Genomic DNA, 21434 nt, shown 5'->3' on the forward strand with positions numbered 1-21434 from the left:
AGTTCACCCTCTCCTCTTCACATCGCAGGAAAGCCGCACGATCTCCTCGCAGAGCTGCTCATAGCTCATGCCCACGGCGGCAGCCTCCTTGGGGACAAAGCTGTTGGGGGTCATGCCCGGCAGGGAGTTGGCCTCCAGCACCCACAGCTTCCCGTCTTTGTCCAGGATCATGTCCGTGCGGGAGTAGACCTCCAGCCCCAGCGCCCGGTGGACCCGCAGGGCCAGCTCACCGGCGGCGGTCATCACCTCCGGCGGCACAGGAGCGGGGCAGGTCTCCGTGGCCGCGCCGATCTGGTACTTGGCCACATAGTCGAACTCCCCGCCGGCGGGCACGGTCTCCACCGCCGGCAGCCACCGGTCGCCCAGCACCGCCACCGTCAGCTCCCGGCCGTAGATCCGCTCCTCCGCCAGGACCTTGGCGCCGTAGCGCAGCACCTCCTCCAGCGCCTGCCGCAGCGCCGTCCGGTCCTCCGGTAAGTACACGCCCAGGGACGATCCGCCCCCCAGGGTCTTGATGACGCAGGGCATGGGCAGGGTCTGGGCCAGGGTCTCCGCCTCCTCCGCCCTGTAGGACAGCAGCCGCCACTTGGGGGTGGGGATGCCGCAGGCGTCCAGAATCTGCTTGGAGACCGCCTTATCCATGGCGACGGCGGAGGCCAGATGGCCCGCGCCTGTATAGGGCACCCCCAGCAGGTCCAGGGCGGCCTGGATGCGGCCGTCCTCTCCGTCCATGCCGTGGAGGCCCAGGAACACCAGGTCCGCCCGCTGGCAGATCTCCAGCACATGGGGGCCGATGTGGCTGGGGCCCTGGTCTCTCCGGCTGCGCTTCACCGCCTCCAGGTCCGGCGCCTCCACCTCGATCTTCGCGTCGGGGCACAGGCCGTCCGGTGCGTCGAACAGGGTCTCCGGGTCCTCCGGCACGTCCTCCAGCCCCAGGAACAGATCCACCAGGATGGCCCGGTGGCCGTTTTTCCGCAGGGCCCGGCACACGCCGGTGCCCGTCACCAGGGACACCGCCCGCTCCGTGGAGATGCCCCCCGCCAATACTACGATCTTCATTTCCGTTTCCAGTCCCTTCTGTCTTGACTGCTCTCAAATGGGTAGTCATAATCATCCTATTTTAATGTTCCATAGTTTAGCACAATCCGCCCATGAATACAACTCCCAAAACGGCGGTGTCCCCCGAAAAGAGCGTCCGGGCTCTTTTCGGGGGACAGCCGGATCCGGCGGAAAAACCGTGTCAGAAGAGCCAGCTGAGCAGGCCCTCCGGCTCTCCCTCCAGCAGCGTGCCGGCGGCGGAGAGCATCCGGGCGGCATCCGCCCGGGTGACGGTCTCCGCCATGGCGGCGCTGCCGAAGCTGCCGGCGGACAGGACGCTGACCGCCTCCATGTTGCCCACCGCCTGGGCCGCCCAGGAGGGCACCGCCTCCCGGTCCGCGTACCAGCTGGCAAGGTCCACGTCCTCCACCGCCAGGACGCGGTTCAGGACCGTGGCCGCCTCATTGAACGTGATGGGGTCGTCCCCCTGGAAGGCCACGCCCTCCGCCGTGGAGACGCCCTGGATGATCCCGTCCGCCACGCCGGCGGCGGCGTAGGCCTTGGCCCAGGCGGGAATGGCCTCGTCGTCGCAGAAGCCCGTCATGGTGACGGCGGTGGGCTCCGCGCCGGCGGTCTCCAGCACCATGGCCAGGAACTCACTGCGGGAGACGGTCTTGTCCGGCTCAAAGTAGTACTGGTCCCCGATCTTCGCGCCGGTGAAGATGCCCTTCTCCGCCAGATCCTGGGCTGCGGCCGCGGCGGCGGACCCCGCCGTGTCCGCATAGGAGACGCCGGACCTGGCCTTCTCAATGGTGACGCTCACGGTGGCAGGCTGGGAGACGTGTCCGGCGCTGTCGGTGGCAGTGTAGGTGAAGCTGTCGCTGCCGGCAGCATCCGCCTCCGGGGTGTAGATGAAGCTGGCGCCGTCGATCTGGACGGTGCCCTTTTTCGGCGCTTCCTCCACGGCGTAGGTCAGGTCCTCCCCCTCTTTGTCCGCGGCCAGGAACTGGGCCTGATAGGGGATGCTCCGGTAAGTGCGGATCTCCACAGCCTGGGCCGTGGGGGCGCCCTCCGCCGGCTGGGCCTTCTCCTTCCCGCCGAACAGGGCGGCAGCGTTGACGGACAGGGTCAGGGCGGCCGTCAGGCACAGGGCGGCGGTGCGTTTTGTCAGTTGGGTCTTCAAGGCGATCATACCTCCTGTATTGAATTGGGTGCACCGCTAGTTTCTTCCCGCCCGCCGGAAATATGCAGAAAAACCCCGGCCGGAGCATGCTCCGGCCGGGGGAAGGTCCCTCTCGTCTATCCCAGCAGCCTGCCCGGGCGCCGCGTCACGGGGGACCGCTTTTTGATGCCGGACACCACCCCCATGGCGGCATACAGCGTCAGCAGCGAGGAGCCGCCATAGCTGAAGAAGGGCAGCGTCACGCCGATGGTCGGCATGACGAACAGGCACATGCCGATGTTGATGACGGTCTGGTAGATCAGCATGGCCGCCATGCCCACGCAGACATAGCAGTGGAGGGGCACCTGGGCGTTCCGGGCCACCAGCAGCACCCGGATGATGATGGCCGTCAGCAGGGCGATCACCGCCAGACAGCCGATGAGGCCCAGTTCCTCCCCGCAGACGGAGAAGATGAAATCCGTCCACCGGTATGGCAGGGAGTAGGACTCGCTGCTCTGGGTCTGGGTCCCCTGCATGTACCCCTGCCCGAAGATGCCGCCGGACCCGATGGCCAGCAGGCTGCGGCTCTGCTGCCAGCCCACGCCCAGAGAGTCGTAGGAGTGGTCGAACAGCACCCGGAATCGGTTCAGCATATAGTCCATGGACGCAGGTACGATATCCAGCAGCAGCACAAAGGCGATGCCGCCCCCCAGGCCGGCGAACAGCAGGGCGAACCACCGCAAGGCGAACCCGGCGGCAAAGGCCATGCACAGGAAGATGAAGAAGAAGGTCAGGGCGTTGCCCATGTCCCCGGAGATGACCACATAGTACCCCATCAGCAGCAGGGTGTGGCCCGCCACCATGGCGGCAGCGGGGAAGGACTTCAGGTCCCGCTTTTCCTCCCGCAGCCACTCCAGCTGCTTGGCCAGCAGCAGGGTGAAGGTGATCTTCACGATCTCCGCCGGGCCGATCTGAAAGGGGATGCCGGGGATCTTCAGCCAGGCCTGGTTTCCGGTGGTGGCGCCGCCCACGCCCAGGGGCGTCACCAGCAGGCCGATGAAAACGATGTTGAACGCCAGCACCCATTTCCACTTTTTCAGCACGATCTCCACGTCGATCATGGACATGAACACATAGGCGCACAGGCCCAGCAGCATGGCCGCCCCCTGGACGCCCACGTACCGGATCATGCCGCTCATGCCGCTGGTGTCCATGTAGCGGGTGGCGCTGGCGATCAGCACCATGCCGTACAGCGTGGCGGCGCAGCAGAGCCCCAGCAGCACCAGATCGGCCTGCTGGATGAAGTCCGCCAGAATGGCTTTCAGTCGATTCCACATGGGTGTTTCGTTCCTCCGGGGGCAAAATTTGACAGATGCAGTATACCACAAAGAAAAAGGGGTGTAAACGCTGGAAATTTGTTTTTACAGACTGTTCAAAATGTGATATACTGAATCGAATTTGGAAACGACACAGGAAAGGAGCACTGCTTCGTGGAATACATCTCCCACAGCGAGGCGGAGACCGAGGCCATTGGAGAGCGGCTGGCCGCCGCCCTCTCCCCCGGCGCCGTGGTGGCCTACCGGGGCGGCCTGGGCATGGGGAAGACCGCCTTCACCCGCGGGCTCGCCCGGGGCCTGGGGTGCCGGGGCCGGGTCACCAGCCCCACCTTCACCATCGTCAACGAATATGAGGGGGCCATCCCCCTGTTCCACTTCGACATGTACCGGCTGAACGGGTCCGAGGACCTGTTCGATATCGGCTGGGAGGACTATCTCTCCCGGGGCGGCGTCTGCGCCGTGGAGTGGAGCGAGCAGGTGGCGGACGCCCTGCCGGAGGACGCCGTCACCGTCACCCTCTCCCGCCACCCGGACCACGACGGCTGGCGGATCATCACCGTGGAGGGAGGTTCTGCTTCATGAGAATTCTTGCCCTGGAGACCTCGGCCAAGGCGGTCTCCGCCGCCGTGACAGAGGACGGCAGGGTCCTCTGCTCCGGCTATCAGGACACCGGGCTCACCCACAGCCGCACCCTGATGCCCATTGTGGAGGCCATGCTGAAAAACACCGGCCTGACGGTGCGGGACTGCGACGCCGTCGCCGTGGCCGTGGGCCCCGGGTCCTTCACCGGCATCCGCATCGGCGTCTCCGCCGCCAAGGGGCTGGCCTTTGCGGCGGACAAGCCCTGCGCCGCCGTTTCCACCCTGGAGGCCATGGCCCGGAACGTGGCCCATATGGACGCCCTGGTGGTCTGCGCCATGGACGCCCGGCGGAATCAGATCTACAACGCCCTGTTCGCCGCCGAACACGGCCGCCTGACCCGCCGGACGCCGGACCGGGCCATCGGCCTTGCGGAGCTGGCGGAGGAGCTGCGGGACGAGCCGCTGCCCCTGGTGCTCGTGGGGGACGGCGCCGCCCTCTGCGAGCGGGCGCTGCGGGAGGCGGGCCTCCCCTGCCGCCTGGCGCCGCCCCATCTGGTGATGCAGAACGCCATGTCCGTGGCCCTGTGCGGCGAGGACCTGGCCCGGGCGGGGAAGCTGGTCTCCGCCCAGGCGCTGCTGCCGGTCTATCTCCGGCCGCCCCAGGCCCAGCGCCTGCGGGACCGGATGCAGACCTGACAGGCTTCCGTCTGTTATGATAGGAATGATATGATTGCGTAAAGGAGTTATGGAATGATGAGCGGAAAAGTACACGTGATGGACCACCCCCTGGTGGCCCACAAGCTGACCATCCTGCGGGACAAGAACACCAGCGTCAAGGATTTCCGGGAGATCGTCTCCGAGATCGGGATGCTGATCACCTACGAGGCCACCCGGGACCTGCCCCTGACCACCAAGGAGGTGGAGACCCCCATCTGCAGGACCACCGCCCCCACCCTGAAGGGCAAGAAGTTCGCCGTGGTGCCCATCCTGCGGGCGGGCCTGGGCCTGGTGGACGGCGTGCTGCGGATGGTGCCCTCCGCCCGGGTGGGCCACATCGGCATGTTCCGGGATGAGGAGACGCTGGAGCCCCATGTCTACTTCTGCAAGATGCCCAAGGACATCGCCGAGCGGGACATCATGATCGTGGACCCCATGCTGGCCACCGGCGGCAGCGCCGAGGCCGCCATCACCGAGATGAAGAAGCGGGGCTGCAGGAACATCAAGCTGATGGTGCTGCTGGCGGCGCCGGAGGGCATCGAGCGCATCCAGAAAACCCACCCGGACGTGGACATCTACTGCGGCGCCGTGGACGACCATCTGAACGAGCACGGCTACATCGTCCCCGGCCTGGGAGACGCCGGCGACCGCATCTTCGGAACAAAATAAGGCCTATGGGTCGCCGGCACAGCCGGCGGAAAGGAGTGTACCATGAACACGGAACAGACGACCGCCAAACGGCACGGCCCCAGCCGGGTCACGGCGGTGATCTGCCTGGCGCTGATCCTCTGCGCCGCTCTGGTCATCGCCCGCATGGTGAAATTCCGGTCCCAGGTGGATGTGACGCTTCCAGCCATCCTGTGGGAGGACGGGGAAGCCACGGCTGTGACCACCACGCTGCGTTTTCATGGAGAGCTGGTCAAGCAGTGGGGGCAGGATGACAGCTTCAGCGGCTATTTGGAGCTGGAGGACCAGCCCTTCACCTCTGAGGAAGCCAGCAAGGCCTGGCTGACCATGGCCCGCGAGGATGGCGGCCTCAAACGGGGACATCTCTACTACGGGCTGTTCCCCGCCAATGACCTGTTCGGCGAGCTGTACGCTGACCGGGCGTATGGGCAGTTCTTCCTGTTCCCCTATGTGCGGACGCCCGGCGAGGACGATGCGCTCTCGTCCCTCGGCCCCGGTGATTCTGTCTATGTGGCCCCGGCAGAGTCCCTGGACGAAGCCAAGGCCCTGCTGGAGTCGCACGGCCTGCTGATGCCGGACGGGAGCCTGCGGTGAACTCTGCCAATGTCCTGATCCTGAAGATTTCAAAGACCCGCCCGGCGGAACCTTCCGCCGGGCGGGTCTTCTGTTCGCTTTCAGCTGTCCGCCTCTTCCAGATGGAGCGTCACGGCCCGGGGGCTCTCGATCAGCCGGTCCACCTCTTCCCGGGTCCGGGCCAGCAGGTCCCGGGCCTCCCGGCAGCGGCCCTGGTCCAGCAGCTCCACGCCGCGGCTGATGGCACGTGCCATCCGGCAGCAGATCTGCTGATAGCCCTGCCGGGTGTCCGGATAATACTCCATCTCATATCCCCTTCTCCAAAAATTTCTCCATTTTATGCGTCATAATTGCGTCATTTTTACAAAACATTCTAACATGACGCTATATTGATGTCAATACGACGCAACGAGGTGGAGAATGAGAGACTCTTTATGCCGGTTTACGCTGCGGGTCCCCCGGGAACTGCTGGATCAGCTTGGCTATATTGCTGAATACGAGGGCCGCACCAAAAACCGGGAACTGGAACAGATGATCCGCCATAGAGTTTCTGATTTCGAGCGCCAGCACGGCCCCATTCCCCTGGGCGATCCCGAAGATTGAGACAAAGACAAGTCCCCCGGAATCCTCCGGGGGACTTTCACTTTTTGTTTGTGTCAGCGCAAGTTAGGTACCCTTAATAATTTCCCTCTAAGATTGCCGATTATCTGCTGAATAGCCTCATTTTCAGCACAAATTTGGGGTTCTTTTTCTGGCCGAGGTCCTCTTGACCACATATTTGCCCACAGACAGCGAAAACCGGCCCGCTGAGGGATTTTCTTTCCCCCGGCGGGCCGACTCACGTCACTCAGCTTGCCCTGCGGCTCCACCGTTTCCTCGCCTGGAAAGTGGTCATGGTGCGCTCTTTTGGTTTCTCCTCCTGCGGGTTGACTTCCACCTTGGCGATGCCCTGGTCGATCTTTACCGCTGCCCTCTGCCGCATCTCGTCGGTGACATGGGAGTAGGTGTTCAGCGTGGTGGCACTGGACACATGGCCCAGGATGGTGGAGAGGGTCTTAATGTCCATCCCGTAGGCCAAGGCGTTGGTGGCGAAGGTGTGCCGCAAATCGTGGAACCTAACCCTATCGCATCCCGCATGGTCTAATATTCTGTGCAGGCGCAGGTGGATGGAGGATGGGCGCATGGGCGAGTCCTCTTTCTTGGGTGAGGGGAACATCCATCGGGAATCTACTCTGGCTCTGTACTCCTGCATCACCTTCAGGACTGTGGGCGGCAGGATCAAGGTGCGGACTGCCGCTTTTGTCTTTGGCTCGCAGATCACCACATCTGGGCCATCCGTCCCAGCCTGCTTGTTGATCCGCAGTTCTCCGGTCTCCAAATTCAGGTCATCCCATTGAAGGGCTGCGATCTCCCCCAGCCGCAGGCCGGTGACTAACTCCAGAAGGAACAATTCGTAGTAGTTCTCCTCCTTGGCCTGGATCAGCAGTTTCTGCATGGCCTCCCTGGAGAGGATCTTCATCTCCTCACATCTCACTGGGGGCAGTTTACACCCCTCGGTTGGATCGCGGGGGATCAGATGTTCTGTTTTTGCCTTTTCCAGCGCCCGATGACAGAGACTGTAACAATTTCGGATTTGGCTGTCAGCAATACCATTTCCACTGATGTGGTCATCTGATTTCATCCAGGCGCAGAATTGCTGGATATCGTTTGTCGTCAGTTTGTTCAAGGGGATACTGCCCAGCTTCGGCTTGATGTACAGCCGGAGATATCCCTCATAGGTGCGCTGTGTTCTGGGGCGAATCGTTGGCCTGCTGTAGGTTTCGTACCAGTGATCCAGCCATTCCCCGAAGGGCATATCCGCCCGGACCTTGGAGGTGGTAGCCGGAGAGATGGACTCCCTCAGCGCCTTTAGTTTTTCAACGCACTCACCCTTGGTCTTGGCCAGGACATTTTTCGTCTTGGGCAGGTCCTTCTCGTCGTAGCCGATGACCACCCGCCCCTCCCATCGGCCGTCTTTTCTCAGGCGGACGGTTCCCTCACCGCTCTTGCGCTTTCTTCCCACGGTCTCAGCTCCTCTCCGAAAATATCTGTCAGGAATTTCTCCACGATCTCCGCCGCACGTCTCTGCATATCCCCTGTGGTATGGGTGTAGGTATCCAGGGTGAAAGCCGATTTGGTGTGGCCCAGGATGCCTGACAGCGTCTTGACGTCCACACCGCTGGTCAGGGCATGAGTTGCGAAGGTATGCCGCAGATCATGGAAACGAAGGTCAGGGAGATCCGCCTTCTTCAGTAGAGTCTTCATCCGGTTATAGGCAGCGCTGGGGCGGGTGGGCTGCTCCGGCCTCAGCGGGTCAGGGAATATCCACTCAGTTAAGGCAGACTTCTGCCGCTTCCGGAGAAGTTCCGCTGTGCTGGGCGGCAGGATGATGGTGCGGGTGCCAGCGGTGGTCTTGGTGTCCCATGCGGTCAGCTCGCCTCCCGTCTCCTGATGGATCGTGCGCCGCACCTTGAGGGTGCTATCCACCTCATTGAAGTCTGTCCACTTGAGCCCGCAGATCTCTCCCCTGCGCAGGCCGGTGGTAAGTTCCGTGTAGAAGAAGTCATGCCAGATATCATCCTGCTGAATAATTGCCATGAATATATCCAGCTGTTCATCTGTTAGAATTTGTTTTGCCTTACAGGCGAACTTAGGCGGCGGAATTTCTTCTGTTGGGTTCCACGGGATCAGTCCGGCCTGTTTTGCCGCATCCAGCGCCTCGTGGAGCATAGAGTGGATTCCTCGGATGGTACTGCTGGCCAGCCCTTTTCCTGTGATTTGATTTCCATGACTGGCCAGGACATCATACAACTTTTGGACATCCTTCCCTGTGAGTTGGGCAATGGGTTTGCCGCCTAAGTGGGGATTGATGTGAATGCGTGCTGCTCCCTGATATCGGGTCAGCGTAGTGTGGCGGATAGTACCGGCGATGTTCTCCAGCCATTGATCCAGCCACTCCGCCAAGGTCATCCGGCTCTGCCCCGTCAGGTCAACGCCCTGGTAGATGTCGATGTGCTGCCGGAGTTTAGCGGTCAGTTCCTTTTGTGTATCAGCGTAGACATAGCGGAAGATTGAGTCGCCGTTTTCCTTGTGGCCCACTACGATGCGGCCCTCCCAGCGGCCGTCCTCCCGTTTCCGCACCATACCGTCCCCGGATGGCCTGCGTTTTGCCATGCTGCTCACCTCCAGAGGTTATCTTTGATTTGCGATATAATTCCTGATAGGCGGGAATTTGTGAGGCTCCGCCACCCACTGATACACCACGGCCCCGCAGCGGCGGCAGATCAGGTAACGCAGCCGGTTGCCCAGGAGTCCGTGCTTCTTGAAAGTGACGATTGCCTCGCCGTGCTGCCAGCCGAGGCCCAGGTCATCGCTCCCACAGTATTGGCACCGCCGGACTGGGATTTGATCAGTTGTCATGGTCATCCCTCCTCAGCAACATAACATACCATAGAAACAGGAAATAGCCAGGGGCACGGCGAACTATTATCAAATTGTTATCAATTCCAGATGCATTTCGCCGCCCTTCTCATTGTCAACGGCATCGCAATACCCGCCAGCCAGCAGAGCCCTTCTGGTCGGAAGGGGCTTTATTGTTTTATGTGCCGTAATTTTTGAGGAGGTCACATCCCGCCCATGACCATTCCGCCCCGGGTCTGCTCCTCCTCGTGGTCGTCCGGCTTGTGGCCCATAGCGATTTTCTTCTCCTGGATTCTCCTTCGGAGCTTGCGGTCCACATGGAGACCGGCGCTGGATTGGGACAGGGAGCGGGTCTCGAAGATCCTGCTCATGTGGTAGAGCAGGTGAGTGACCGCCAGCATGACAGAGGGCGTGCGGAGATTGTTTCTCTGCTCCAGGAAGAACTGAGCATACTGATTTCCCTGGGCGGCGGAGCGGCTGAACCAATCCATCGCTTGGGTCTGGTCGTGATTTACTCCCTGCCCCGTCAGATACAGCTTGCCCAGTAGATACTGGGCGTACTGGTTGCCCGCCTCCGCCGACAGTGTGAAACATGCCACGGCTTTAGAGGCATCTTGGGTCACCACCTCGCCGGATAGATACTCCTTCCCCAGCCGGTAGGCCGCCCACTGGTTCCCGTTCTCCGCCGCTTCCTTCAGCCAACGGATGCCCTCCTCCGGGTCACGGACTTCGGTATCATCAGAGAGAAGCAGTTTCCCCAAGGCATACTGGGCCTCCGGTAGTCCCTGATTCGCTGACTGAGTAAGCCAGTGCTTTGCCTTCCGGCTGTCCGGGATGAGCAGAGGACCGTCCCGGTAGAGTTGGCCCATGAGGTACTGGGCATGTGTATCGTCTTGCTCTGCCAGTCGCTCCAGTTCCTCCGCCGCCCAATCCCGGTCGGCCAGAGGAAGTGAATCATCCCGGATGCTCTGCCGCAGTTCCCAGCAATCATAGGACTCGCCCCGCAGTTGCTCCGGCTCGTCGTGAGAGGTTAGATCAGCATTCTCGAAAGTGATCTCCCCCAACCGGATGCGCTCCGCCTCCCGGATGACAGCGTTTTTGATCTGCCGGAACTCTTTCTCCTGGGACAGTTTTTTCTTCTCTCTGGGCTTGTCGTGGTAGTAGTTTTCTACCTCGCTTTGAAGGGTGCACCACTGGTCGTAGCACTTACAGACCACCGGCAACTCCTCCAGCTTGTCCACTACCTCGTCCACGGTTTTCTTTACGGACTTGGGGAGGTAGCCGTAGGACTTCTTGCCCTTGACGGTCTCCAGCTGTCCGGCCAGCTGTTCCATCTTCTGCTCGATCTCCGGAACCGAGCAGATGCTCTGCACCATTTCACGGGTCAGACGTCGAATGGCCCTGCGTGCCTCCCGCACCAACTCATCCCGCGACTGGGACTTTTGTTCGTAGGTGTGGAGCATCTCCTGCTGGAAGATTTGATTGGTCAGTTGGGACTTGATTTTTTGGATGCCCTCTCTGGTGAGATAGGCTTCTCCCGGCACTGTTGACCACGCCATCATGTGGATGTGGGGGTGATCCCCCTCGTCGTGGTAGGCAGCGTACCAGCGGAAGTGATTCGGCGAGATGCTCATCGTGGCGGCGATGTCGTTGCGATTTGCCCGGAGCAAATTTTGCCACGCCTTGGCGTTGTCGTAGCCAAGCCGGGCGGCGTCCCCTCGTTTTAGAGAGATGATGTGCGTCCACACGTTGCCGGTGTACTGATCCAACTCCCGCATGGCCTGCTCCAAGTTCACGCCGTCCTCGTCCCCAAAGAGGCCGTGATTCCCCAGCCGTTCCGCTCTGGGACGTGTGGCAATGTACTTCATGTAGCCGTCCGACTGCTGAACCTGCGGCCAGTTTTCTTCAAGTGCCCTGGTGATGAATGCAGAGGCATTTGCTTTGGCGGGCTTGGCTTCGTAGTCGGAATACTCGTCCAGCTTCTGTGCATCCGGAAAATCTTTCACCAGTTTTGTGATGAGCTGCTCTTGCTTCCTTGTGGGCAGACGGTCATCCGGGAGCAGTTCCACTCGTTCCCGTGTTCCAATGTACTGCAGATATCCACTGACAGGATGGTTTCTATCGCACTGCAGGTAGGGACTTTTCAGGATCAGTCTTGCCACTCATCTCCCTCCTCCCAGGCTCCCCGCACCCGTTGCTCCAGCGAGATGCGGCCATTGGTTTTCTTCACGTTTTGCACGCTCTCCGCCCTTCGACGACGGAGATCCTCGTCGCTGAACTGATAGGCGTCGGCCAGGATGCCGGCCACCATGTCCTGTTCCACCGCCTGCCGGAAGACCAGGGAGGACAGCCGCTCCTCCAGTTGTCCCAGCCGCCCGTCCAGGTAAGACTTGATGGAGGTGGGGAGGAACAAACCAGCGTCGTTGGCGCTGAGGTAGTCCAGGTAAAAGTCCACCGCCCGCTCGACGAAGGCGGTCATGCTCCGGCTTCCGTCCTCCTGATACCGGCGCTCCAGGATGGCTTTCTTCTCTGGGGTGAGATAGAAAGCAAATCTCTCTTTTTTGCCCATAAACTGCTCCTTTCCGGGGTATGACCCCTATTTTTTTGTTGTGGCAGTAAGTGTTTGGGGATAGTGACCGCACAAGTGATATCACCGACCGGATTTTGACCCCACTTTCGGTCACCCAGAAAACCCCCGTAACTGCCCGCACTGCGGGCAGTTGTGACTGGCCGGAGGCGCCACCGGCGACCCCGGCCTTTATCCTGCTTTTCTTTTCGTCCTCCGGTTCCGCTCCAAAAGGGCCGGAAGCCTTGTGCCGCAATACCTCCCATAACCGGCCCATGTTGGCGTAGACCCGCCGGGAGGGACAGGGGATCTGCCCCTCCCGTGATCGGGCCACACAGGGGCTCACAGACGGTCACGCTGGGGTCTCCCGCTCCTGGGTGAGCTTTGCGATCCGCTGCCGCTCCGCAGCCAATTCCACGTTCTCTAATTGGCGGGCGTAGTATTCGTTGACCACCTCCTGGATCGGCCGGAGGGTGAACAGCAGATTGCCATTGCGCTTTCCATTTGTCTTGGTGATAACTTCCGTTGGTTCAGTAGCGATGAGCTCCCGCTCTTCCAACTGCCGGATGTACTTGCGCACCGTGTTCTCGCTCATGCCAACTGCTTTTCCGATCGTCTTGATGCTGGGCCAGCACTGATGTGTCTTTCGGTTTTCACACCGCTGCAGGAAACTGTACACCGCCAGTTCACCAGGACTCAGCCCCAGAAGGAATACTTCATTGGGCAGTGAGAAAAAATTTCCGCCGCTGCTGTTCTTCATCCCCCACCTCTCGCACGCTCGTTCACCCACCGGATGAACTGCTCCTTGGGTACCACCATGCGGTTGCCGATGCGCAGCACCGGGAAGCCCGGCTCGTGCATCAGCTCGTAACCGCTGGACGGTGACACGCCAAGCACTTTGGCCACTGTTGCCGAGTTCAGGAACAGCGGCAGGTCATCGTAGGATCTATATTCGGATTCTTTCAATCAGCATCCTCCTCTTGGATATCACAGACATCGCCTGGGCGGACCAGATACAGAAACTCCTCCACGGAGTTGACCACCCCGGCCCCCTTCAGCTGTTGATAACGGATCAGGTCACAGAGCGTTCGGAGATTGACCTCTGCACACTCCAGCAGCTTGTCCATGGCTACAATCTGCTGCGTTGTACTGAGTTCCGTGGGCTTGTCAGGATTTTGCAGATAGGTTCGTACCGCATCCGCTTCCGGCATCTCTTCCCCCAGGACTGCCTGCATCTCCTGAAGGACGTAGTCCATAGTTTCCCTCTCCGCATTGGTAGTCAGTGCTTGCAACAACTGTTTTGAGCTGTTTCCAAATACGTTCATGATTTTTGTGCTCCTTGGTAGGCTTGATTTAGGGCCGCCCGGCCACGGCCAGAGCCGGGGTTTCCGAGGTCCGGAAATTTTGCCCTCTACTTATCAGGACACTCACAGGCAGTTTGTAAACCAGAAAAACAAAAAATTGAGGGGCCCTGTCAAATGACAGAGCCCCTCAACTGTTCGTGGAGCTTTTTCAGCCGCTTTCCCCGCAAGGGGGACGCGATGGCTCTAAGCGGCATAGCCGCCAAGAGCCATCCAGTGATACTGCCGCCTTGGACACGCCGTAGATCGTCCCGATCTCCTCCATGGTCAGGCCTCTGCCATATCGGAGTTCTACAAGATCCCGGCCCTGATCTCCCAGGCCATCGACGGCTTTCCGCAGAGTTTCAAGCTGGAGGTTCCGGAGTACAGTATCCTCCACGGGACGCCTGACGCAATCCGAACCGGACAGCACCGTTTCAAACTCACTTTTACTCAGATGCCTTTGGTCCCGCTTGTCCTGCGCCTGTTCCCGCTTCCGATCCTGCTCCAGGAAGTCTGCGACCTCCTTTGGCACTGATACTTGCTGGCCACTATAGGTAATCACGACAGAGTCGCTCATTTGCATCCTTTCCGCTTTACACGGGAAGGTGCACACCCGCGCTGCCGGCACAGCGCCAAATACTGAAGACCTTCATGGAAGTTCCCTTCGTGCAGGGTGGTTGTGGTGCCCTACGAGGCCCATGAATGTCTGAGGTCCCACCGGGGTGTGGACCTCACCGGAAAGCTGCGAGTTTTGGCTTTCGCCAACATTTGGTATAGAACAAATGTTCTCTTCTGTCAAGAATGTCCGCGAAAAATAGGTTCCTCATGGATCAGCGGAGGACCTACAGTTGTTTTCTCCCCTGCAGAATTTGATGGACCCTCGTCTGTTATAGGTCATTTGTTTTTTAGTAAAATTTTAGTAAAATCTATTGACTTCGAACAGGGGAGAAATATAATGAACTCAGAAGAACTTGAGAGGGAGGGCTCTCATGGCGACGATCAAAGATGTGGCCCAGGCCGCCCAGGTCTCGGCTGCCGCGGTTTCCCGAGTTCTAAATAAGGATGACAATATCTCTGTCACGCCGGAGGTGCGGGCCCGGATTTTTCAGGCGGCTCACGCCCTGGGCTATGTGTCCCCACGGCAGCGGAAGGCGGCGGAGCACAAGACTCATCTGGTCATCGGGGTGGCGGACTGGCGAATCATACGCCCGGATCGGCCCAATGTGCGGCTGTCCTCTCTGTCCTGCCTGGTGCAGATGATGACCGACCAGTACGAGGTCTCCTTTGTCCGGCTGACCTTTGGGGAGCCCCAGAAAGTGGACGGCATCATTGCCCTGGGTGTGTTCAGCGAGAAAGAGATCGACTTTCTCCGCTCTCTGTCCTTTGCCATCGTCTTCGTGAACTCCAATCAGCACAACTATGAGTTCGACCAAGTGCAGGTGGACTTTGACCGGGGCCAGGAACAGATGGTGGCCTATCTGCTGGATCAGAAGCGGTACACCGGCCTGGGATATATCGGCGGCATCTACGACGGGGCCAACGGCCGCATCGGTGCCCACCGTCTGGCGGCTATCCAACGCATCCTGGAGGCTCGCGGCCAGTATGATCCCCGCATCTTCCATGTGGGGGAGATCAGCCGGGAGAGTGGATACGCTCTGGCGAAGAAAGCCGTGGAAGAGCATACCCTGGCGGAAGCGGTTCTGCTGGGCAGCGACGAGGTGGCCGAGGGCGCTCTGGAGGCTTTCCGGGAACTGGGCATCCGTGTGCCGAAAGATGTGGCTGTCATTATCTATCAAGATATTCAGACTTTGGAGAGCAAATGGCCCACCGGCACCTGTCTGGAAATGTTCCCGGACTATGTGTGGGAGAACGCGCTGGAGCTGTTGTTTGGCCGAATCAGCCAGCGACGCTCCCAGGCGGTCACCGTCACAGTACCGACGCATCTGAAAATCGGCGATACTGCTTGATTTCCTAAAATGGTTATAAGAGGATTTCACCTCTATAACAGATAGATCCAAAATCAAACACAGACCAATAAATGAGAAATCGAGGAGGATCATAGTATGAAAAAAGCACTTTCTCTCCTGCTGGCCGGCGTGATGTGCGTGGGCCTGCTGGCCGGCTGCAGCGGTCAGGACAGCGGGACCGACACCACGGACGACAGCACGAACACAGAAACCACCGAGACTGGGAATAAGCAAATCGACACCCTGCGTATCGCGTTCGTCCCCTCTCGGGAACCGGAGGAGATCATCACCGCCACTGAGCCCCTGAAGCAGATGCTCACCGACGAGCTGGCCAAGCTGGGCTATGACGTGGGCGAGGTGGACATCACCGTGGGCACCAGCTACGAGGCGGTTGGCGAGGCCCTGTCCGCCGGCACCGCCGATGTGGGCCTGATCCCCGGCGGCACCTATGTGCTCTATGACGACGGCTGCGACGTGCTGCTGACCGCCACCCGGGACGGCCTGTCCATCGACTCCGACAACGCCAAGGACTGGAACGACAACGCCCCCACTGAGCCCACCACCGAGCAGGTCACCAGCTACCGCGCTCTGATGATCGCCGGTCCCTCTGAGAAGGGCCAGGAGCTGGCCGCCAAGGTCAACGCCGGTGAGGCTCTGACCTGGGAGGACGTGAGCAGCGCCAACTGGAGCGTGGCCAACTCCTCCTCTCCCGCCGGTTACATCTATCCCTCCCTGTGGCTGCAGGAGAACTTCGATCACAACATCACCGACCTGCCCCACGCGGTGCAGTCCGACTCCTACGGCAGCGCCTTCGCCCGTCTGGCCTCCGGTCAGGTGGACATCCTCTGCACCTACGCCGATGCCCGCCGGGACTATGAGGACGAGTGGACCGGCGAGTACGGCATGACCAACAGCATCTGGGACGACACCGCCGTGGTGGGCGTCACTCCCGCCATCTACAACGATACCATCAGCGTCAGCAAGACCTCTCCCATCATGGACGACGACTTCAAGGCCGCCCTGTCCGAGGCTTTCATCAATATCGGCAACACTGAAGAGGGCAAAGAGGTCATCGCTATCTACAGCCACAACGGCTATCTGCCCGCCCAGTCCTCCGACTACGACTCCGAGCGGGCTGCCCAGGAGATGATCCAGTCTCTGAACAGCGCGGGCTAAAATAATCCAGCAAGGACCAAAAACGAGGGAGGGAGGCCGCGGCTTTCCTCCCTCGTTTGGAATGGAGATCATACAATGATAGAATTCAAAGAGGTAGAAAAACGCTATCCCAATGGGTATGAGGCCCTGCGGCACATCAACCTGACCATTGACCAGGGGGAGTTCGTGGCCATCATCGGCCTGTCCGGCGCGGGCAAGTCCACCCTGATCCGCACCATCAACCGGATGCACGACATCACCCGAGGGACCCTGACGGTGGACGGCACCGACGTCATGTCCCTCCATGGGAAGAGCCTGCGGAAGTTCCGGCGGAAGATCGGCATGATCTTCCAGTCCTTCAATCTGATCACCCGGACCACCGTCATCAAGAACGTGCTCACCGCCTTCGTCCCCGACCTACCCTGGTGGCGGGCTACCTTCGGCATCTTCACGAAAGAGGAGAAGATGAAGGCCCTGGAGGCGCTGGACCAGATGGGGATTCTGGACAAGGCCTTTGTCCGGGCTGATCAGCTCTCCGGCGGGCAGCAACAGCGGGTGGCCCTGGCCCGCACCCTGGCCCAGAACCCCCAGGTCATCCTGGCGGACGAGCCGGTGGCCTCCTTGGACCCGGTGACCGCCAAGCAGGTGATGGATGACTTCCAGCGGATCAACCGGGAGATGCACATCACAGTCCTCATCAACATCCACCACGTGGAGCTGGCGCTCCAGTACGCCACCCGGGTGGTGGGCATCCGGGCTGGAGAGATCGTCTATGACGGCCCGGCGGACCAGGTGGATCAGGCGGTTCTGGACGCCATCTACCAGGGGAAGCAGGAGGAGCCGGCATGAGCGTATACGACAAGATCTTCCCGCCCAAGCTGCTGACACTCCCCAACGGAAAACAGATATCCAAGCCTCGCTCTCGGGCGCCCCTGGCAGCAGTCATTCTGGTGGCCATGACGGCCCTCTCGGTAGAGGTCACTGGTTTTGATATGGGCGTTCTCGTCAGCCGGATCCGGGAGTTCTTTGTTATCCTGGGGGAGATGATCCCGCCGGAGTGGGACTATATGTCTCAGATCTGGCAGCCCCTGTTTGATACCATCAAGATGTCTCTGCTGGGCTCCTTCATCGGTTCGATCCTGGTGGTTCCCTTTGCCATGCTGGCCTCCACCAACATCATCCACAGCCGGGTGGTGGTGGCCGCCATGCGGCTGCTGCTGAGCATCATCCGCACCCTGCCCACTCTGGTGTCCGCCCTGATTGCCACCTATATCTTCGGCCTTGGCACTCTGGCGGGCACCACTGCCATCGCCATCTTCACCTTCGCCTATATCGGCAAGATCCTCTACGAGGAGATCGAGACCGTGGACATGGGTCCCTTCGAGGCCATGGAGGCCATGGGTGCCACCAAGGTACGGGCCTTCATCAGCGCCATTGTGCCCCAGGTGCTGCCCTCCTATCTCTCCAACTGCCTGTTCTGCTTCGAGGGCAATGTGCGCTACGCCTCCATTTTGGGCTATGTGGGGGCCGGCGGACTGGGCCTGATTCTGAACGAGAAGATCGGATGGCGGGAGTATGCCAGCGTGGGCATGATCCTGCTGTCCCTGTTCGTCACCGTGTTCATCATCGAGACCATCAGCCGCGCCGCCCGGAAGCGGCTGGTATAAGGAGGGGACGCCATGAACAACCGAATCGAAGCGGCCTATGCGCAGCGGCCCCGCCGCTGGGTGTTTGAGCTGGCTGTGGCACTGGTCGTGGTGGTCCTGCTGGTCTGGAGCGGCTCCGCCGTGGAAACGGCGGGCACCACTCAAAACGGCGCGGTGATCGCCTGGAACATCCTGGCGGGCATCTTCCACCCGGACACGGACCTGCTGTTCAACTTCACCACCCAGGGCGTACCCTACCTGTTGCTGGAGACCATCTGTATCGCGTTCCTGGGTACCATCGTGGGCGCGATTATCTCCATTCCCCTGGCGTTTCTCTCAGCCTCCAATCTGACGCCCAAGCCCGTGGCCTTTGTGGGGCGCATCATCATTATGGCCATCCGCACCGTGCCCGCCTTTGTCTACGGGCTCATGTTCATCCGGGTCACCGGCCCCGGCGCCTTCGCGGGACTTCTGACCATGTCCCTGTGTTCAGTGGGCATGGTGAGCAAAATGTATATCGAGGCCATCGAGGACCTGGATGTGCGGGTGCTGGAGTCCCTGGACGCGGCGGGCTGCACCACCTGGCAGAAGATCCGCTACGGCATCCTGCCCCAGCTGATGCCCAACTTCGCCTCCACCGCCATTTACCGCTTTGACATCAACCTGCGGGATGCCACCGTGCTGGGACTGGTGGGAGCCGGCGGCATCGGCGCGCCGCTGATCTTCGCCATGAACTCCTACCGCTGGGAGGAGGCCGGCGCCATCCTGGCGGGTCTCATCGTGCTGGTACTGATTGTGGAGTGGATCTCCACCAAAATCCGGGTCAAGCTGGCCAGGGGGTAAGCATGGAGAAGACGTTTCAAATCTACTATACCTCAGATACCCATGGCCATGTATTCCCGGTGAACTATGCCTCCAACAGCCCGGAAAACGCCGGTTTGCTGAATCTGGCCGCTCAGGTTGAAAAGGATGGGAACACCCTGGTGCTGGACGGCGGCGACGCCCTCCAGGGGACGCCGTTGACCCAGTACTACCTGGAGCACCGGGAGGAGTGGCCCATCCACCCGGTGGCCGCCGCATTCAACGCCATGGGCCTGGACTACTTCACCCTGGGCAACCACGACTTCAACTTCGGCTACGAGGCCCTCCGGGAGTACCTGGAGGCCATGGATGGCATGTGCTTGTGTACGAATGTGGAGGACTTGGGTGGGCAGTTGCGCATCCGGCCCTGGGCGGTGCACACCCTGGACAATGGGCTGCGCATTGGCATTACCGGCGTGGTCACGGATTTCGTGAACATCTGGGAGCAGCCGCAGAATCTGGAGCGGATTCGGGTTACCGACGCCTTTCAGGCCGCACGGGCGACTTGCGCCGCCCTCCGGGAACAGTGTGATGTCTGTGTGTGCATCTACCACGGCGGCTTTGAGGAGGAGCTGGAGACAGGGCGGGTGCTCTCGGACAGCGGTGAGAATCTGGCCTGTAAAATTGCCCGGGAGCTGGACTTCGATCTGCTCCTTACCGGCCACCAGCACATGGCGGTGGAGGGTGTGAATTTGTCCGGCACCTATGCGGCACAGCCCCCGGCCAATGCGGGGCAGCTTCTCCACATGGTTGGCCAGTGGGATGGAGCGAAAAGTCGTTTTCAATCCACGCTGATCCCAGTGGGTGGAGCACATCCGGCGGAGCCCTATCAGAGCTTGCTGCCTCTGGAAAATGCCGTTCAGAACTGGCTGGACCAGCCTATCGGGGAGTTGGATCGCACCATCCCGCCGGAGGGGAAATTGGAAGCGGCTCTCTACGGCAGCCAGGTGGCTGCCCTGTTCAATCAGGTGCAGCTGACAGAGACCGGGGCAGACTTCTCCTGCACCAGCCTGGGCAACGACCCGGTTGGCCTGGCCTCTCCGGTGACTATGCGGGGGGTGACAGCGGCCTACCTTTTTGCAAACACCCTGGTGGTGCTGGAGGTAACGGAGGAGGTGCTGAGACAGACTCTGGAGCGGTGCGCCGCCTACTTCACCCTGGTTGATGGCCAGCCCCAGATTTCGGAGGAGTTCTTGCTCCCCAAGGTGGAGCACTACAACTACGACTTCTATGCCGGGCTCTCCTACACCTTCGATCTGCGCCGGCCCGTGGGCAGCCGGGTGATCCGCCTGGCAAAACTGGACGGCTCCCCGCTGGGAGGAGGGACCTTCCGCCTGTGCACCAGCAACTACCGGGCCACGGGCACGGGTGGATACGAGATCTTGAGGGAGTGTCCCGTCCTGTGGCGCGGGGGCACAGAAATGCCGGATCTCACCGCCCGCTACATCCAGGCCCACAGCCCGATGCCTCAGTTGCATAACGTGGAGATGCGGGTGATCTGGTGAAGCGTTCTTGACAAGCCACAAGGAATATGGTTTTATAAATCAAACAGAGGAAAGAAGGTGGAGGATGGACAGATTCAATGTCGCTGTAGAAGTTGTTCAAAACGCCGGCAACATCCTGCGGCAATGCAGTTTGGAAAATGCAGAAATTTGTCAAAAGACGGGCCATCAGGATTTGGTCACCCGTTGGGATCGCAGAATCGAACAGTTGCTGCGAAATGAAATACTGACAGCCTTCTCCCAGGACTCCATCGTGGGTGAGGAGTATCCGCCGGAGGCGCATCGCACCGGAGCTGTTACTTGGTATATTGATCCCATCGACGGGACCACGAATTTTATCAATCAACACCAGAACTATGCCATCTCCGTGGGGTGCTGGGAGGGAAGTACCCCGCTGTTCGGCTTGGTGCTGGATGTAGAACGCAAGACGCTATACTGGGCCAGGCACGGTGGCGGCGCATGGCAGAATCAGACGCTGATCCACACCTCCGGCCGGCGGGAGCTTTCGGAACTGCTGCTGACAACGCCGGGCCTGCAATACACCTTTTTGGAACCCCATCCCTACCAGGAGCGGATGATCCGGCTCTCCCGGAAGGTTCGGGGCGTCCGCTGTCTGGGTTCCGTGGCCTTGGAATTGTGTGAAGTGGCCGCAGGCCGGGCAGATCTGTTTGTAACCATGCGATCCTCTCCATGGGATCACAACGCTGCGCGGATCATCCTGGCGGAGGCCGGCGGCGCGATCTTCACGGTGGATGGGGACGAACTGCCCCTGGGTCAGAAAAGCACGGTGCTTGCGCTCAATGCCGTGGAGCTGAAAAACCGCATTCTCTGTGTATGACG

25 protein-coding genes are annotated in these 21434 nt (G+C 60.5%); 12 read left to right on the plus strand and 13 right to left on the minus strand.

Annotated elements, in window-relative coordinates:
* Nucleotides 1–3: 3 nt before the first annotated feature.
* The 3 genes from H9X91_RS01095 to H9X91_RS01105 form a co-directional block, all read right to left on the minus strand.
* Nucleotides 4–1059, minus strand: coding sequence for a D-alanine--D-alanine ligase family protein (locus H9X91_RS01095; RefSeq protein ID WP_204801646.1), 1056 nt, complete (start codon nucleotides 1057–1059; stop codon nucleotides 4–6).
* 181 nt (nucleotides 1060–1240) lie between these two features.
* The gene (locus tag H9X91_RS01100) at nucleotides 1241–2221 is read right to left on the minus strand and encodes an Ig-like domain-containing protein (protein ID WP_243414371.1); all 981 of its coding nucleotides are present in this window, start codon (nucleotides 2219–2221) and stop codon (nucleotides 1241–1243) included.
* 116 nt (nucleotides 2222–2337) lie between these two features.
* Nucleotides 2338–3537: an FtsW/RodA/SpoVE family cell cycle protein gene (locus H9X91_RS01105; protein WP_204801650.1), complete on the minus strand. Its 1200-nt coding sequence runs from the start codon at nucleotides 3535–3537 to the stop codon at nucleotides 2338–2340.
* 153 nt (nucleotides 3538–3690) lie between these two features.
* Between H9X91_RS01105 and tsaE the strand changes: the two genes are divergently transcribed.
* Genes tsaE through H9X91_RS01125 form a run of 4 tightly spaced genes read left to right on the plus strand, consistent with a single transcriptional unit; the run spans nucleotide 3691 to nucleotide 6116 of the window.
* Complete coding sequence (gene tsaE, locus H9X91_RS01110) at nucleotides 3691–4119, plus strand: tRNA (adenosine(37)-N6)-threonylcarbamoyltransferase complex ATPase subunit type 1 TsaE (protein ID WP_204801652.1); 429 nt, start codon at nucleotides 3691–3693, stop codon at nucleotides 4117–4119.
* Nucleotides 4116–4814, plus strand: coding sequence for a tRNA (adenosine(37)-N6)-threonylcarbamoyltransferase complex dimerization subunit type 1 TsaB (gene tsaB, locus H9X91_RS01115; RefSeq protein ID WP_204801654.1), 699 nt, complete (start codon nucleotides 4116–4118; stop codon nucleotides 4812–4814). Before tsaE ends, tsaB begins: the two co-directional genes overlap by 4 nt.
* Nucleotides 4815–4871: 57 nt before the next feature.
* Complete coding sequence (gene upp, locus H9X91_RS01120; protein WP_204801656.1) at nucleotides 4872–5504, plus strand: uracil phosphoribosyltransferase; 633 nt, start codon at nucleotides 4872–4874, stop codon at nucleotides 5502–5504.
* Between the two features lie 42 nt (nucleotides 5505–5546).
* Nucleotides 5547–6116 (plus strand): hypothetical protein, encoded by a 570-nt coding sequence (locus H9X91_RS01125; RefSeq protein WP_204801658.1) that lies wholly within the window; start codon nucleotides 5547–5549, stop codon nucleotides 6114–6116.
* A gap of 80 nt (nucleotides 6117–6196) precedes the next feature.
* Here H9X91_RS01125 and H9X91_RS01130 read toward each other — a convergent pair whose 3' ends face one another.
* On the minus strand, nucleotides 6197–6400 hold the full coding sequence (locus H9X91_RS01130; protein ID WP_204801660.1) for a hypothetical protein: 204 nt from the start codon (nucleotides 6398–6400) through the stop codon (nucleotides 6197–6199).
* A 115-nt stretch (nucleotides 6401–6515) separates the two neighbouring features.
* On the opposite strand from H9X91_RS01130, the gene H9X91_RS01135 reads away from it, so the two are divergent.
* A complete protein-coding gene (locus H9X91_RS01135; RefSeq protein ID WP_204801662.1) occupies nucleotides 6516–6698 on the plus strand; it encodes an Arc family DNA-binding protein in 183 nt (60 codons plus the stop codon).
* Nucleotides 6699–6942: 244 nt separating this feature from the next.
* Here the strand turns inward: H9X91_RS01135 and H9X91_RS01140 are convergent, their stop codons facing one another.
* The 9 genes from H9X91_RS01140 to H9X91_RS14770 form a co-directional block, all read right to left on the minus strand.
* Nucleotides 6943–8157 carry a tyrosine-type recombinase/integrase gene (locus H9X91_RS01140; RefSeq protein ID WP_204801664.1) on the minus strand — a complete coding sequence of 405 codons (1215 nt, stop codon included), beginning with the start codon at nucleotides 8155–8157 and terminating at the stop codon, nucleotides 6943–6945.
* Entirely contained in the window at nucleotides 8115–9308 is a 1194-nt protein-coding gene (locus H9X91_RS01145) for a tyrosine-type recombinase/integrase (RefSeq protein ID WP_204801666.1), read from the minus strand. Before H9X91_RS01145 ends, H9X91_RS01140 begins: the two co-directional genes overlap by 43 nt.
* An 18-nt stretch (nucleotides 9309–9326) precedes the next feature.
* A complete protein-coding gene (locus H9X91_RS01150; RefSeq protein WP_243414372.1) occupies nucleotides 9327–9554 on the minus strand; it encodes a hypothetical protein in 228 nt (75 codons plus the stop codon).
* 203 nt (nucleotides 9555–9757) lie between these two features.
* Nucleotides 9758–11716: a MobP3 family relaxase gene (gene mobP3 / locus H9X91_RS01155; protein ID WP_204801671.1), complete on the minus strand. Its 1959-nt coding sequence runs from the start codon at nucleotides 11714–11716 to the stop codon at nucleotides 9758–9760.
* Nucleotides 11704–12123 (minus strand): hypothetical protein, encoded by a 420-nt coding sequence (locus tag H9X91_RS01160; protein WP_204801673.1) that lies wholly within the window; start codon nucleotides 12121–12123, stop codon nucleotides 11704–11706. The genes mobP3 and H9X91_RS01160 overlap by 13 nt, the downstream gene beginning before the upstream one ends.
* Nucleotides 12124–12472: 349 nt before the next feature.
* On the minus strand, nucleotides 12473–12880 hold the full coding sequence (locus H9X91_RS01165; RefSeq protein WP_204801676.1) for a helix-turn-helix domain-containing protein: 408 nt from the start codon (nucleotides 12878–12880) through the stop codon (nucleotides 12473–12475).
* The gene (locus H9X91_RS01170) at nucleotides 12877–13086 is read right to left on the minus strand and encodes a helix-turn-helix transcriptional regulator (protein WP_204801678.1); all 210 of its coding nucleotides are present in this window, start codon (nucleotides 13084–13086) and stop codon (nucleotides 12877–12879) included. Before H9X91_RS01170 ends, H9X91_RS01165 begins: the two co-directional genes overlap by 4 nt.
* On the minus strand, nucleotides 13083–13445 hold the full coding sequence (locus tag H9X91_RS01175) for a hypothetical protein (protein WP_204801680.1): 363 nt from the start codon (nucleotides 13443–13445) through the stop codon (nucleotides 13083–13085). The genes H9X91_RS01170 and H9X91_RS01175 overlap by 4 nt, the downstream gene beginning before the upstream one ends.
* A 187-nt stretch (nucleotides 13446–13632) precedes the next feature.
* Nucleotides 13633–14046 carry a sigma factor-like helix-turn-helix DNA-binding protein gene (locus H9X91_RS14770; protein ID WP_420850727.1) on the minus strand — a complete coding sequence of 138 codons (414 nt, stop codon included), beginning with the start codon at nucleotides 14044–14046 and terminating at the stop codon, nucleotides 13633–13635.
* Nucleotides 14047–14452: 406 nt separating this feature from the next.
* Between H9X91_RS14770 and H9X91_RS01185 the strand changes: the two genes are divergently transcribed.
* The 7 genes from H9X91_RS01185 (at nucleotide 14453) to H9X91_RS01215 (ending at nucleotide 21432) form a co-directional block, all read left to right on the plus strand.
* Nucleotides 14453–15430, plus strand: coding sequence for a substrate-binding domain-containing protein (locus H9X91_RS01185; protein ID WP_204801684.1), 978 nt, complete (start codon nucleotides 14453–14455; stop codon nucleotides 15428–15430).
* Nucleotides 15431–15526: 96 nt separating this feature from the next.
* On the plus strand, nucleotides 15527–16606 hold the full coding sequence (locus tag H9X91_RS01190; RefSeq protein WP_204801686.1) for a phosphate/phosphite/phosphonate ABC transporter substrate-binding protein: 1080 nt from the start codon (nucleotides 15527–15529) through the stop codon (nucleotides 16604–16606).
* Nucleotides 16607–16681: 75 nt separating this feature from the next.
* Nucleotides 16682–17434, plus strand: coding sequence for a phosphonate ABC transporter ATP-binding protein (phnC, locus tag H9X91_RS01195; RefSeq protein WP_204801688.1), 753 nt, complete (start codon nucleotides 16682–16684; stop codon nucleotides 17432–17434).
* Entirely contained in the window at nucleotides 17431–18252 is an 822-nt protein-coding gene (gene phnE / locus H9X91_RS01200) for a phosphonate ABC transporter, permease protein PhnE (RefSeq protein ID WP_204801690.1), read from the plus strand. The genes phnC and phnE (H9X91_RS01200) overlap by 4 nt, the downstream gene beginning before the upstream one ends.
* A gap of 12 nt (nucleotides 18253–18264) precedes the next feature.
* Nucleotides 18265–19074 carry a phosphonate ABC transporter, permease protein PhnE gene (phnE, locus tag H9X91_RS01205; protein ID WP_087397091.1) on the plus strand — a complete coding sequence of 270 codons (810 nt, stop codon included), beginning with the start codon at nucleotides 18265–18267 and terminating at the stop codon, nucleotides 19072–19074.
* Nucleotides 19075–19076: 2 nt separating this feature from the next.
* Nucleotides 19077–20597 carry a bifunctional metallophosphatase/5'-nucleotidase gene (locus tag H9X91_RS01210; protein ID WP_204801692.1) on the plus strand — a complete coding sequence of 507 codons (1521 nt, stop codon included), beginning with the start codon at nucleotides 19077–19079 and terminating at the stop codon, nucleotides 20595–20597.
* A gap of 7 nt (nucleotides 20598–20604) precedes the next feature.
* Nucleotides 20605–21432, plus strand: coding sequence for an inositol monophosphatase family protein (locus H9X91_RS01215; RefSeq protein ID WP_243414373.1), 828 nt, complete (start codon nucleotides 20605–20607; stop codon nucleotides 21430–21432).
* Nucleotides 21433–21434: the final 2 nt, after the last annotated feature.

The sequence above is a fragment of the Oscillibacter valericigenes genome (genome assembly GCF_016902445.1).
In the GTDB taxonomy this organism is placed as follows: Bacteria; Bacillota; Clostridia; order Oscillospirales; family Oscillospiraceae; genus Oscillibacter; species Oscillibacter avistercoris.

Coding starts and splice junctions, on each gene's coding strand:
- H9X91_RS01095 (WP_204801646.1), bottom strand. CDS start 1,059: ATGAAGATCGTAGTATTGGCGGGGGGCATCTCCACGGAGCGGGCGGTG.
- H9X91_RS01105 (WP_204801650.1), bottom strand. CDS start 3,537: ATGTGGAATCGACTGAAAGCCATTCTGGCGGACTTCATCCAGCAGGCC.
- tsaB (WP_204801654.1), top strand. CDS start 4,116: ATGAGAATTCTTGCCCTGGAGACCTCGGCCAAGGCGGTCTCCGCCGCC.
- upp (WP_204801656.1), top strand. CDS start 4,872: ATGAGCGGAAAAGTACACGTGATGGACCACCCCCTGGTGGCCCACAAG.
- H9X91_RS01125 (WP_204801658.1), top strand. CDS start 5,547: ATGAACACGGAACAGACGACCGCCAAACGGCACGGCCCCAGCCGGGTC.
- H9X91_RS01130 (WP_204801660.1), bottom strand. CDS start 6,400: ATGGAGTATTATCCGGACACCCGGCAGGGCTATCAGCAGATCTGCTGC.
- H9X91_RS01135 (WP_204801662.1), top strand. CDS start 6,516: ATGAGAGACTCTTTATGCCGGTTTACGCTGCGGGTCCCCCGGGAACTG.
- H9X91_RS01145 (WP_204801666.1), bottom strand. CDS start 9,308: ATGGCAAAACGCAGGCCATCCGGGGACGGTATGGTGCGGAAACGGGAG.
- H9X91_RS01150 (WP_243414372.1), bottom strand. CDS start 9,554: ATGACAACTGATCAAATCCCAGTCCGGCGGTGCCAATACTGTGGGAGC.
- H9X91_RS01160 (WP_204801673.1), bottom strand. CDS start 12,123: ATGGGCAAAAAAGAGAGATTTGCTTTCTATCTCACCCCAGAGAAGAAA.
- H9X91_RS01165 (WP_204801676.1), bottom strand. CDS start 12,880: ATGAAGAACAGCAGCGGCGGAAATTTTTTCTCACTGCCCAATGAAGTA.
- H9X91_RS01175 (WP_204801680.1), bottom strand. CDS start 13,445: ATGAACGTATTTGGAAACAGCTCAAAACAGTTGTTGCAAGCACTGACT.
- H9X91_RS14770 (WP_420850727.1), bottom strand. CDS start 14,046: ATGCAAATGAGCGACTCTGTCGTGATTACCTATAGTGGCCAGCAAGTA.
- H9X91_RS01185 (WP_204801684.1), top strand. CDS start 14,453: ATGGCGACGATCAAAGATGTGGCCCAGGCCGCCCAGGTCTCGGCTGCC.
- H9X91_RS01190 (WP_204801686.1), top strand. CDS start 15,527: ATGAAAAAAGCACTTTCTCTCCTGCTGGCCGGCGTGATGTGCGTGGGC.
- phnC (WP_204801688.1), top strand. CDS start 16,682: ATGATAGAATTCAAAGAGGTAGAAAAACGCTATCCCAATGGGTATGAG.
- phnE (WP_204801690.1), top strand. CDS start 17,431: ATGAGCGTATACGACAAGATCTTCCCGCCCAAGCTGCTGACACTCCCC.
- phnE (WP_087397091.1), top strand. CDS start 18,265: ATGAACAACCGAATCGAAGCGGCCTATGCGCAGCGGCCCCGCCGCTGG.
- H9X91_RS01210 (WP_204801692.1), top strand. CDS start 19,077: ATGGAGAAGACGTTTCAAATCTACTATACCTCAGATACCCATGGCCAT.